The sequence below is a fragment of the Qipengyuania pacifica genome (genome assembly GCF_019711555.1).
Classification (GTDB): domain Bacteria; phylum Pseudomonadota; class Alphaproteobacteria; order Sphingomonadales; family Sphingomonadaceae; genus Qipengyuania; species Qipengyuania pacifica.
In genome coordinates, this window is the sequence record NZ_JAIGNQ010000002.1 from 820539 (window position 1) to 833104 (window position 12566).

General features: G+C 61.9%; 11 protein-coding genes. 6 read left to right on the top strand and 5 right to left on the bottom strand.

Features of this window, described 5'->3' with window-relative positions; genetic code table 11:
• Window positions 1–52: 52 nt before the first annotated feature.
• From K3177_RS09215 to K3177_RS09235, 5 genes are all read right to left on the bottom strand, one after another.
• Window positions 53–202 (bottom strand): hypothetical protein, encoded by a 150-nt coding sequence (locus K3177_RS09215; protein WP_173829935.1) that lies wholly within the window; start codon window positions 200–202, stop codon window positions 53–55.
• A 47-nt stretch (window positions 203–249) separates the two neighbouring features.
• Window positions 250–1410 (bottom strand): glycosyltransferase family 87 protein, encoded by a 1161-nt coding sequence (locus K3177_RS09220; RefSeq protein WP_221597992.1) that lies wholly within the window; start codon window positions 1408–1410, stop codon window positions 250–252.
• Between the two features lie 6 nt (window positions 1411–1416).
• Window positions 1417–3240 (bottom strand): DUF885 domain-containing protein, encoded by a 1824-nt coding sequence (locus K3177_RS09225; protein ID WP_221597993.1) that lies wholly within the window; start codon window positions 3238–3240, stop codon window positions 1417–1419.
• Window positions 3241–3367: 127 nt separating this feature from the next.
• Entirely contained in the window at window positions 3368–4636 is a 1269-nt protein-coding gene (locus K3177_RS09230) for a metal-dependent hydrolase family protein (RefSeq protein ID WP_221597994.1), read from the bottom strand.
• Window positions 4637–4701: 65 nt separating this feature from the next.
• Window positions 4702–5553 (bottom strand): MipA/OmpV family protein, encoded by an 852-nt coding sequence (locus K3177_RS09235; RefSeq protein ID WP_221597995.1) that lies wholly within the window; start codon window positions 5551–5553, stop codon window positions 4702–4704.
• 115 nt (window positions 5554–5668) lie between these two features.
• On the opposite strand from K3177_RS09235, the gene crtY reads away from it, so the two are divergent.
• The 6 genes from crtY to K3177_RS09265 all read left to right on the top strand — a co-directional run bounded on the left by crtY (window position 5669) and on the right by K3177_RS09265 (window position 12513).
• Window positions 5669–6859, top strand: a complete 1191-nt coding sequence (crtY, locus tag K3177_RS09240) for a lycopene beta-cyclase CrtY (protein WP_221597996.1) — start codon at window positions 5669–5671, stop codon at window positions 6857–6859.
• Complete coding sequence (locus K3177_RS09245) at window positions 6856–8394, top strand: phytoene desaturase (RefSeq protein ID WP_221597997.1); 1539 nt, start codon at window positions 6856–6858, stop codon at window positions 8392–8394. Before crtY ends, K3177_RS09245 begins: the two co-directional genes overlap by 4 nt.
• Window positions 8395–8456: 62 nt before the next feature.
• Window positions 8457–8801, top strand: a complete 345-nt coding sequence (locus tag K3177_RS09250; protein ID WP_221597998.1) for a hypothetical protein — start codon at window positions 8457–8459, stop codon at window positions 8799–8801.
• Window positions 8802–8889: 88 nt separating this feature from the next.
• Complete coding sequence (locus K3177_RS09255; protein ID WP_221597999.1) at window positions 8890–9471, top strand: LOG family protein; 582 nt, start codon at window positions 8890–8892, stop codon at window positions 9469–9471.
• 17 nt (window positions 9472–9488) lie between these two features.
• On the top strand, window positions 9489–10490 hold the full coding sequence (locus K3177_RS09260; RefSeq protein ID WP_234036425.1) for a phytoene/squalene synthase family protein: 1002 nt from the start codon (window positions 9489–9491) through the stop codon (window positions 10488–10490).
• 151 nt (window positions 10491–10641) lie between these two features.
• Window positions 10642–12513, top strand: a complete 1872-nt coding sequence (locus K3177_RS09265) for an acetyl/propionyl/methylcrotonyl-CoA carboxylase subunit alpha (RefSeq protein ID WP_221598000.1) — start codon at window positions 10642–10644, stop codon at window positions 12511–12513.
• The last annotated feature ends 53 nt before the right edge of the window (window positions 12514–12566 follow it).

Consider the following 12566-nt stretch of genomic DNA (forward strand, 5'->3'; position numbering starts at 1 on the left):
GGGCCGGGGGTCAACAGACCTCCGGCCCCTCGTCCTTGGTACGACTGAACCCTCAGCGCAGCCCGAACAGGCGAGCCAGGAAACCTGGCTCCTCCATGGGCAGGATCTTGCCGTGCATCTGATAACGCAGCGAGCTGTCGCTATAGGGTTTCGGCTTGGCCCAGCGATCCGGGCTACTGCTGTGGAAGGACAAACTTGACATGGCAAACCTCCATGAAATCTCTCCCACCGTCCTGATGAGTAAAAACCCTAGGGTTGCACGCTTGTTCCCGGTGGGCGGCTTCCGCGGCTCCAGACCAGCGCCAGTAACGCCAGCGCTGCGAGCGGCATCAGGTTTACACCCAGCGGGAATGCCAGAGCCCGTGTGGCGAAGGGCGCGAAGTAAAGGATGACCAGCCCAAGCTTTTCGAATGGCCGAAACCCTCGTTCCAGACCCTGAGTGACCAGCCACAGCGTAGGAAAGACCAGAAATGGCAAATCGTAGTTGAAGAGATAGGGCGACGCGAGAGCGGTCGCCGCCAGAACGACCGCGCCCGTTGCCCTGGCGTCGCCATCGAACCGCCGCCATGCGAATATCGCCGAGGCGACAGCCAGGCCGCCAGATGCAAGACCGGCAATGCTCGCGGGCAAATCCCCCGCCCAAAGCCGTACCTGTGAGAAGAACGTCGCCATCCGCAGGAGGAAATCGGCCTCGACAACTTCCATCAGCGCCCCGCTCGCGCGCCAGCTTGTGGCGTAATCGCCAAGGATGCCCTTTCCGAAAACCAGCACGGAAGAGGCAAGCAAAGCCAGTGTCACCACCCCTGCCGACAGGAAGGCTCGCCACCGCCCACCGGCAGCGAACCAGATCGGGGCAAGCACCGCTAAATGCGGCTTGATTACCAGCGCTCCGATCGCTGCTCCGGACAATGCCGAACGTTTGCCCAGTTCATGGGCGCCAAAAACCAACAGGGCGCCAGTGAGCAGTCCCGTTTGCGCATGCGTTGCCGCAATCACTGCACCGGGATACGCGATTACCAGCGGCCACAGGCGAGGAAATGCCCGCAAGCTTGCCCATGCCCATAGTCCCCATGTCGCGGCGACCCAGGCGATCCATGCGATCGGGAACGGCAGTGCCCCGAATGGCACCGCCGCGAAAAGGAACGGGGGTGGATTAACGAACGCGAACCACCCATCGCTGCCGGTGGCAATCTGCACTTGCTCTTGAACCGCGAGATCGTATGCCGCCGCCGGATCGCCTGCTGCCGTCACATGGCCCGCACCCCAGAATGCCAGAAAATCCGTACCGACAGGGCCCACTGCCTGAAGGTAGGCGTGACCCACCAGTACAAGGCCCGCCAGCGCAACCAGCCACGCATAGCCGCGCACCCGGTCCCTGGTGAGCCATTCGGCTTTGCGCAGCCAATCCACGTCCGCCTATCCGGCTTTGGCTGCGATCCAGCGATCGATCTTCGCTTCCAGTACCGGCATGGGGAGGCTGCCGGTGCCTAGCACTTCGGCGTGGAAATCGCGGATGTCGAATTTGTCACCCAACTGTTCCTCCGCGCGCTTGCGCAGTTCCTGAATTTTCAGCGCTCCGACCTTGTAGGCGAGCGCCTGGCTGGGGATCGCGATATAGCGCTCCACTTCCGCCACCACCTCGGTTTCGGTCATGCCACTGTTCTCGAGCATGAAATCGATCGCCTGCTGCCGGGTCCAGCCTTTCGCATGCAGGCCGGTATCGACGACCAGCCGCATGGCGCGCAATTGCTCGTCCTGCAGGGTGCCATAGCGATTCCACGGATCGTCGAAAAAGCCCATCGGGTAGCCCAGTGTTTCGGCATAGAGGGCCCAGCCTTCGACATAGGCCGTATTGCCGCCGAACCGCATGAAGGCGGGCAGATCGGTATTTTCCTGCGCAAGGCTGATCTGGAAATGGTGGCCAGGCGCGCCTTCGTGCAGATACAGCGTGACATTGCCGGTCGTCAGGCGGCTCGGCAAATCATAGGCGTTGAAATAGAACGTGCCCGGGCGCGATCCATCCGGGGCGCCGGAATTGTACGATCCGCCTGCTTCGAACTTTTCACGATACTCTTCGTATGGCTTGATCTCGAGCGGTGTCTTGGGAACGAGCGAGAAATACTCGCCGATCTTCGCATCAACCTGCTTGCCGATATCGTAGTAAGTCTGCGTCAGCGCCTCGCGGCTTTCCGGCTTGAACTTCGCGTCGGTGCGAACGTAGTCGAAAAACTGGTTGAGCGTGCCTGCGAAACCGACCTCTCGCTTGATTTCTTCCATCCCGTTCTTGATCCGCGCGACTTCGGTCAGACCGAGACTGTGCAGATAGTCCGGCTCCAGGGGCAGCGTGGTCGTATCTTCGATAAGCTGTCTATAGAGTTCAGCTCCACCCTTCATCTGCGACAGGCCCACCGTGTCGCGCGCGACAGGCATATATTCGTCCCGCAGGAAATCGCGAAGGCGAGCGTGAACTGCATAGATTTCAGCGGTCCCGGCTCTGTATTCCTCGGTCAGCCGGGCCTTGTCTTCATCTGAAAAGTCTTCGGGAAAATTCTTCACCGGCATGAAGAAGGGCGATTCTTCCACTGGCATGGCCAGTTGCGTGTCAAGCTGGCTGACGACATTGCCGATCGTCAGTTTCGTTTCGAAAACGCCGGTTTCCATTCCCTCGCGAAACCTGTCGATCGCCCGGTCGGTGATCGCGATATAGTCCTTGTGCCGTTTGAGATTGTTTTCGTAATCCGTAACTGTCTTGAACGGAGCCGCGCTCTGTCCACTGGCAAAGTTCGGATAGAACGTGTGGAAACCCGAAAAATGATTGATCGGGCGCACCTGCGTGACAGCCAGGATTTCCGGGGCGAAGCCTGCCAGCGTTCTTTGCTGATTGTAGGCGAACACGTCATAAGCCAGCTGGTCCGTGGCCGAAAGCTTGCTGCGGTCGATTTCTGCCAGCATGGCGATGTTCTTCGCATTATCCGCCTTGCTCGCAGCGAGATATTCGTCGGTCAGGTAATCGCCCAGCCGGTCGGCATACCGCATATCGCCGCGAAACAGGGCGCCGATGGGGTTCAACTTCAGTTCGCGCTCGTCCGCATCGGCGAAAAGCGCGAACAGTTTATCATGTTCGCCAGCCTCGGCGGCAACCGCAGCATCATTCTGCCGGTCCTGTGCGATGGACGGAACTGCCGAGAGCGCGAGCGCAAAGGCTGCACCTGAAGCGAATGCATGGCTGACGTATTTCATCGCGATTCCCCTGAAACCTCTGAGTTCCGTTACAACACTGGTTTGATATGGCGGACAAGCAGGGTTTGCGACCGATGGCGTAAACGCATCGACCGAACGCCGGCGTCGGTGTCCCCCGACGCGTAGGTCAGTCGATCACGCGCCCGCGAACCATCACCCAACCCACATTTTCGAGCGTAGCCGTGTCTTCCAGCGGGTTGCCATCGATCGCAATCAGGTCGGCGGAATATCCCGGCGCGATCCGACCGATTTCATTTTCCATGCCGAGCACCTTGGCGGCATTTGTCGTCGCCGTGGCGAAGGCTTCGCGGTGGCCCATACCCTGCGCCACCATGAGCGCGAATTCGCCGGCATTGCGCCCATGACCGAAAACGCCGGCATCGGTCCCGAAAGCGATTGGCACGCCCCAACGCATCGCCTTGCCCATGAATACCCGCGCCGTTTCGGCAACTGCCCGGATCTTCTCTTCGACAACGGGGGTGTAAATTCCTTTGCCCAGCCGTTCAGTCACACCCTGGAAAGCCATGAGCGTGGGGATCAGCACCGTGCCGTTTTTCTTCATTTCGTTGGCGGCCGCTTCGTCCAGATACGTACCATGTTCGATCGTATCGATGCCTGCTCGGCTCGCGGCCTCCACACCGCGGGCACCGTGGGCGTGTGCCATGACCTGCAGACCCAGCGAATGAGCGGTATCCGCGATGCTTTTCATTTCGGCATCGCTGAAATGCGCTTCCAGCCCGCGCCCCTGCTGGCTTAACACCCCACCGGTGGCGGTGATCTTGATGACATCGGCACCGTTCTGGCTGGCGAGGCGCACTTTCTCGGCACATTCCACTGCGCCGGTACAGGTGAACCCCGTGTCGAGAACCTCGTTCACTTCGGGACGGAAACCGCTGACATCGCCATGTCCGCCGACAATCGCCAGCGGGGGGCCCGCCGCCACGATACGCGGTCCGGCGATGAAGCCTTCTTCGGTGCCGCGCCGCAGGGCGAAAGCGGATTCGCGGCCGCTGCCTGCCTCGCGCACGGTCGTGAACCCTGCCAGTGCCGTCAGTCGGGCATTCTTGGCGCCCACGACCACGCCCCATTCGTCGGGTTCGACGGCTTCTTTCCAGAAGTCGCCCCCAGGATCACCGGTCAAATGAACGTGCAGGTCGACCAGGCCGGGCGCCACAGTCTTGTTCCTGAGGTCGACCACCGTCGCTCCTGTCGGAGCATCGGCGAAACCGTCCTCTATGCTGACGATCCGCCCGTCTGTGACCGTAACGGTCGATTGCCCCCGCGGCTGGCTGTCGGCATCCACCACGACCGCACCGGCATGGATGACCGTCGTTTCCGCCAGCGCAGGCGTTCCAATGATTGCTGCGCCGAGCACAAGCAGTGCGGCGATTCTCATATGTTTCTCCCCTTTGGCGCAAGGGGATGCCTGCCCTCATCGGCGAGGGCAAGCAAAAGCAGGTGTCAGAACGTATAGCCTACGCCTACCGCCCCCATCCATTGGTCGGCATCGCCGCGGATCGAGGTGAACGGGGTGCGTTTCGCATCGCCAAGCATGCGCGAATAACCGCCCAATGCGATCAGGGCGAGCCCGCCATTGGTCACGTCGCCATCGAGATCGAAGACACCCAGCAGATTGACCCCGGCGCTTTCGAAACCGCCTTCCGCCTGAAACTCGGGCAGCGGCCCACCAGCCGGGACGGAGTAATAATAATCGGCAAAGTCATCGTCGATATGCTTTGCGCTCACGGACAGCGATACGGCGATACCGCGGCTCAGCGGCGTGAAATAGGTGATGGAAGGATTGACCGACATGCCGTTATGCGCGCCGGCCACGTCCCACACCGCATCGATGTTGAAGCTCAGGCTGTCATAGGGATTGAGCAGCGCCGGAACGCTGGCGCCTGCGCTCGGACCTACTTCGATCGCCGTTTCCAGCTCTCCATAGCTCCTCACCACCGGATCCTTGATCTGGGCAGCGCGGTTGCGGCTCAGCTTTGCAGCGATGCCGGCGGAAAACGACACTTCACCGTCCCGGTCGGGAATGAAATCGAGCGCGATGCCGCCGGCTCTCGGGCTGATGCCGACCCCGCCCAGATTGCCCTGAACCACGGGGATCGGGGAGAAGACGTAGTCGTCCGAACCTCTGTAGCTCGGGCCATAGATCACGCCGGCGCCGACGCTCAGCCAGTCGCCGTCGAACACCGTTGGTTCGGCATTGCCGCTAGCCGCAGCGATTTCGTCCGCCTCCTGGGCGGCGGCAGGTGATGCGCACAGGGCGACGGCAGCGCCCGCAGCGGCAAGAATGGCTTTCATTTGATTTCCCTCGAGGTTCCCTGTTTGCATTGAAACACCCGGTTCGCGCTCCTGTTCCCGCCAGCATCGTCAAGACGATTGTCCCCTGTGCGCTTCGCCTCTAAGCCTCTTGGCGATGACTGAGCGCATGTTCGATATCGCAATCGTCGGAGGTGGGCTTGCAGGCGGGCTTACCGCGCTGGCAGTCCACCGGGCACATCCGCAATTGCGCCTTGCCCTGTTCGAAGCGGGGGAGGTTTTCGGCGGAAATCACCGCTGGAGTTGGTTTGCCAGCGATCTGGATGCCGCCGGCACCGATTTGCTCGCACCCTTTCGCAAGACCGAATGGCCCGGCGGCTACACCGTCGCCTTCCCCGCCCACAGCCGGACGTTGGGCTCGGCCTATCGCTCGCTCGCCAGCCGGGACTTCGACGCTGCGCTGCGGCGCGAGCTGCCGCAGGAAGCGATCCGGACCCGGTCCCGTGTGGTCGCGTTGGCAGCAAACGGCATCACGCTCGATAATGGCGAGCATATTTCCGCCCGGGCAGTGGTCGATTGCCGGGATTTCCGACCTTCGCCCCATCTGCGCGGTGGCTGGCAGGTCTTCATGGGCCGCCACCTGCGCACCGATGCGCCGCATGGCCTTGTTGCCCGGCCGATCGTGATGGATGCGCGCGTCGCGCAGCACGATGCCTATCGCTTCGTCTACACGCTGCCGCTCGGCGCCGAAGAGCTGTTCGTCGAAGACACTTATTACGCGGACAGCCCCGTGCTGGACCGCAACGCGCTTTCGGGCCGGATCGACCGCTATTGCGCCGCCATGGGCTGGCATGGCGACATCCTCGGCGGCGAAACGGGCGTCCTGCCCGTCATTACCGGTGGCGATTTTGCCGCATACCGGCGCGACCTGCGCGAACCGGGCGTGGTGCAGATTGGCGCGCGCGGCGGGTTTACGCATCCCCTCACCAGCTACACGCTGCCATTTGCCGTTGCCAATGCGCTGGTGCTGGCCCGCGAGGCCATGTTGCCGGGCGAACAGCTTGCCGCCCTGTTCGAAAAGCGCGCGCATGATCACTGGCGGACGACGCGGTTCTTCCGCCGGCTTGGCCGGATGCTGTTCGACGCCGCCCGCCCGGACGAACGCTATCGCATCTTCGAACGGTTCTATCGCCTGCGTGAACCGCTGATCGAACGCTTCTATGCCGGAGCCCCGACATATGGGGACAAGTTGCGCATCCTTTCCGGCAAGCCCCCCGTCCCCGTGACCGATGCCGTCCGCGCGCTGCTTGGCAAGGGCAGCCCGCTCGTCCATGAGAAGCCCCAATGACCGCACAGACCAGCCCTGCCCCCCAGGCGGCCCAAACCCCAGCGCCCGTTCCGCCGGGCCGCACCGCCTGCGTCATCGGCGCGGGCTTCGGCGGGCTCGCCCTCGCCATCCGGTTGCAATCTGCCGGCATCGCCACCACCGTGGTGGAGGGGCGCGACAAGCCCGGCGGCCGCGCCTACCACTGGCAGAAAGACGGTTTTACCTTCGATGCGGGCCCCACCGTCATCACCGATCCGAACTGCCTGAAGGAACTATGGGCACTGTCCGGCCACGACATTTCCGAAGATGTCGATCTGATGCCGGTGATGCCCTTCTACCGGCTCGCCTGGCCGGACGGAACGCAGTTCGATTATTCCAACGATGAAGAGCAGCTGTTCCGCGAAATCGCGCAGCTCAACCCGGCCGATGTCGCCGGTTACCAGCGCTTCCTCGAATATTCCGAAGCGGTCTATCAGGAAGGCTATTTAAAGCTCGGCCACGTGCCCTTCCTCGACTTCAAGTCGATGATCAAGGCTGCTCCGGCGCTCGCGAAACAGCAGGCGTGGCGCAGCGTCTATTCGGTCGTTTCCAGCTATGTCGATAATGAAAAGCTGCGCGAAGCGCTGAGCTTCCACACGCTTCTGGTCGGCGGCAATCCGATGAAGACCAGCAGCATTTACGCGCTGATCCACAAGCTCGAAATCGACGGCGGCGTGTGGTGGGCCAGGGGCGGCACCAATCGCCTGATCGCGGGCATGGTCACTCATCTGGAACGCCTTGGCGGCACTGTCCGGCTGAACGATCCGGTGGTCCAGGTCCACACGCTCGGCAAACAGGTGACCGAGGTCGAAACGCGGTCGGGCTGGAAACAGCGCTTCGATGCCATCGCCAGCAATGCCGACATCATGCACAGTTACAAGGATCTGCTCGCTGGCGCGAAACGCGGTGCCGATTACGCCAAGCGGCTGTCACGCAAGAGCTTCAGCCCCAGCCTGTTCGTGGTCCACTTCGGGATCGAGGGGAGCTGGCCCGGCATCCCCCATCACATGATCCTGTTCGGCCCGCGGTACAAAGGCCTGCTGGAAGACATTTACGATCACGGCGTGCTGCCGCAGGACTTCTCGATCTATCTGCACCACCCGACCGTCACCGATCCGTCCATGGCGCCCGAGGGGATGAGCACGTTCTACGCCCTCGTTCCGGTGGCCCATATGGGCAAGCTGGCGGTGGACTGGGAAGAAATGGGGCCGATGCTCGAAAAGAGCATTCTCGACGAACTCGAACGCCGCCTCATCCCCGGCCTGCACGATCGGATCGTCACCAAATTCCATTACGCGCCCAGCGATTTCGCCACCGATCTCAACGCGCATATGGGCAGCGCCTTCAGCCTTGAACCCGTCCTCACGCAAAGCGCCTATTTCCGCGGGCACAACCGGGATGACGTGCTGGACAATTTCTATCTCGTCGGGGCAGGGACCCACCCCGGCGCCGGCATCCCCGGCGTGGTCGGCAGCGCCAAGGCGACTGCCGGACTGATGCTGGAGGATTTGGCATGAATATCCTCCCCGTTACGGGGAGAGGGACTACGCATAGCGCGGCAGAGGGCGGGCCAGTGTCGATGAAGATTGTCTGGACCGCCGGTTTTCTTATCGGGACGCTGACCCATGCAATCGATCTCGTTAATTTTGGCTGGTTGCCGTACGATTTCAGACCGCTGCCGTTTAACGTCTACTGGACCAGCCTTACTTTTTTGGACCCGCTCGCCGCCCTGCTAATTTGGGTGCGCGAGCCATGGGGCATTGCACTTGGTGCAGCCATTATGTCGTCCAACGTGGTTGTGAACGGATACACGCTTTCACTCGGTTACGGCGCTTTCTTCTATCCTGTAATCCTGCAAAGCGCGTTCGCGTTATTTGTCTTTTGCGTTGCGTGGCGGCATTGGGCCAGCAGCAAAACAGTCTAGGTTTCGGAATGCATCTCCTCGCGTATCAATCAATCAACCTTAAACTAGTCCCGGTGGACACTTGTCCTGCCGAAGTCGGGAAAGATCTATGAACCGTCTGGCCGTCTATTGCGGCTCCGCCTCGCCGCAGGATCCGCGGTTCATCCAGCTTGCCTATGATGTGGGCAAGGGGCTGGCGCAGCGCGGCATCGGGGTGGTCTATGGCGGCGGACGACTGGGCCTGATGGGTGCCACGGCCCGCGGCGCGCTGGAAGCGGGCGGGGAAGTTATCGGCGTCATTCCCGATGCACTGGCCAATAGCGAAGTCGCCAATCACGACTGCACCGAACTCTACACGGTCGGCGGGATGCACGAACGCAAGCAGCGCTTCACAGATCTCAGTGACGGCTTCATCACCATTCCGGGCGGCGTCGGCACCATGGATGAACTGTGGGAAGCGATGAGCTGGGCGCAGCTTGGTTATCACGATAACCCGGTGGGCCTGCTCAACGCCTTCGGCTTCTACGATCACCTGATCGCATTCAACCGCCACATGGCCGAAGTCGGGTTCGTGCGGCCCGTGCACCAGAATATCCTGGTCCATGATACAACTCTGGATGGGCTGCTTAACCGTATGGAAGCATACGAACCCCATACCCCCATCTTCCAGATGAAGGCCGACGACCTCTGAACAAGCCCCGTACCCTCGTGCAGTCGCGCTATTTGCGCCCCACCCCCGCAAGGGCTGGCGGCGGGCGCGATCGTGCCGTGCTTGTCGATCGCTCGCTCGAATCGATCGAAGAGGGTTCGCACAGTTTTGCCGCGGCTTCGAAACTGTTCGATCGCACGACGCGCGAACGCAGCTGGCTGCTCTATGCCTGGTGTCGCCGGTGCGACGATATTGCCGATAACCAGGACAAGGGCGGCCCCCTCGGCGATCAGGGCACGCCAAAGGATGCGGAAGACCGCGTCCAGGCGATCCGCGTCCTGACCCGCCGCGCTTTCGAAGAACAGCCCACGGCGGATGCCGCCTTCGATGCATTTGGCCTTGTCGCGGACGAATGCGGCCTGACGCTGGAAGAAGCGAACGACGTGATTGCCGGTTTCGCGCTCGACGCCACCGGGTGGAGCCCGAAGACAGAAACCGACATGATGCGCTATTGCTACCATGTCGCCGGTGCCGTTGGCATCATGATGGCGCGTATCATGGGGGTTCATCCCGACGATGGCGAAACGCTCGATCGCGCTTGCGATCTGGGGCTGGCTTTCCAGCTTGCCAATATTGCGCGCGATATCGTCGAAGATGCGCAGGCCGGGCGCTGCTATCTGCCCCGCACCTGGCTCGACGAAATGGGTTGGGAACAGGGCGAACACGCATTGCCCGAAAACCGTTTCCGCCTAGCCAGCCTGATGCCTCGCCTTATCGGCATGATGGAAAAATACGAAGCCGCGTCGAAGCTCGGCGCCAGGCGCCTGCGTTTCCGTCAGCGCTGGGCCGTGCTGGCCGCCGCCCGCATATATGGTGCCATCGGGCGCAAGGTGCTTACCCGCGGGCAGCTCGCATGGGACAGCCGCACCAGGGTCAGTGGTCCGGAAAAACTGTGGCACATGACGGTCGCCTTCTTCGAAGCGATCGTGAACCGGCCGCAGGGTCCGTCGGAGCCGATCCTGTGGAGCCGCCACGATTTCAGGCCGGTCACCGGCTGGTAAGGCCCGGGGCTGTCGCAGCAGTCATTGAAAGACAGCCCCATGGGCCGTCGCACCAATCCATGGCGCAGCTTCCTAAGCCGCCGACAGGCTGACGTTGGTTTGCTTCGCCTACCGCTCGCAATGACTTCAAAAATGGGTTAGCGCCCCGCCCATGATCCAGAAGCTTCTCATCGCCAATCGCGGCGAAATCGCCTGCCGCATCATCCGCACCGCGCGCGAAATGGGGATCGCCACGGTCGCCGTTTATTCCGATGCCGATGCCCGGGCGCTCCATGTCCGTCAGGCTGATGAAGCGGTCCATATCGGCCCTTCGCCTGCTGCGGAAAGCTATCTGCTGGGCGAAAACATCATCGCCGCGGCGCAGCAGACCGGGGCGGAAGCGATCCACCCAGGCTACGGCTTCCTCAGCGAAAATGCAGGCTTTGCGCAGGCCGTCATCGATGCCGGACTGATCTGGGTTGGCCCCAAGCCCTCTTCCATCGAAGCGATGGGGCTGAAAGATGCCGCGAAGAAGCTGATGCGCGCAGCAGGCGTGCCGGTGACTCCAGGCTACGAGGGCGAGGATCAGTCGGTCGAACGCCTCAAGCAGGAAGCCGATGCGATCGGTTACCCCGTACTCATCAAGGCCGTCGCCGGCGGCGGGGGCAAGGGAATGCGCAAGGTCGATGCTGCAGCCGATTTCGAAGCGATGCTGGAAAGCTGCCGCCGCGAAGCCAAGGCCAGCTTCTCCAATGACGAGGTGCTGCTGGAAAAATGGATCACCTCGCCCCGGCATATCGAAGTGCAGGTGTTCGGCGATAGCCATGGCAACGTCGTCCACCTGTTCGAACGCGATTGCTCGCTGCAGCGCCGTCACCAGAAGGTCATCGAGGAAGCACCCGCTCCCGGAATGGACGATACAACGCGCGAGGATATCTGCGCGGCTGCCGTGCGCGCGGCCGAGGCGGTCGATTACGAAGGCGCAGGTACGATCGAATTCATCGCCGATGCCAGCGAAGGCCTACGCGCCGACCGCATCTTCTTCATGGAAATGAATACGCGCCTTCAGGTCGAACACCCCGTGACCGAAGAAATCACCGGCGTCGATCTGGTCGAATGGCAGCTGCGCGTCGCAAGCGGCGAAGCTATTCCGCTGTCGCAGGACGATCTTTTCATCGACGGTCATGCCATCGAAGCGCGCCTTTACGCAGAAGATCCGGCTGGTGGCTTCCTCCCTTCGACCGGAGCGCTCGATCACTTCGACCTTGGCGTTGAAGGCCGCATCGAAACCGGCGTCGAGGAAGGCGACCGGATTTCGCCTTTCTACGATCCCATGGTGGCCAAGCTGGTCGTCTGGGGCGAAACTCGCGGCGATGCTATCGACCAGCTCGCCGGTATTGCGGAAAATGTCGAAATCTGGCCGGTAAAGACCAATGCCGCGTTCATCGCGAACTGCCTTCGCGACGAGGATTTCGAACAGGCCAATCTCGACACCGGCTTCATCGAAACCAAGCTCGAAAATCTCGTGTCGTCCGACGAAGCAGACGACGACATCTGGCAGAGCGCGGCCGATTTCATCGCTCTGGCCGAAACCGAAGACCATGAGGACCTGCCCATCGGCCTGCGCCTCAATGCCCCCGGCGTGCTGTCGGCAACGCTCACGCACAAGGGCGAAACCCGCACCGTCTCCGCCGCTCGTGCCGGCACGGAAAGCTTCGCGACGGGCTTTGTCGATCCCGCCAGGGCTGTGGTCTTTGCCGATGGGCAGAGCTTCGTCTTCGAACGTCAGTCCCGTGGATCGGGTGCCGCAGCAGCGGGAGACGGCGCCATCCTTGCCCCCATGCCGGGCAAAGTCATCGCGGTCGATGTTGCCGAAGGCGACACTGTCACCGCGGGCCAGCGCCTCATGGTACTCGAAGCGATGAAGATGGAACACGCCCTCACCGCGCCCTTCGACGGTACTGTAACCGAACTGGCCGCCAGCGAGGGCGGGCAGGTGCAGGTCGAAGCCGTTCTCGCAGTTGTCGAGCCGAAAGAAGAATAAGGCTTCACAAAGCCTCTGCTCATTGCGAGCGTGTCCCCCGAAGAGAGAGGGCA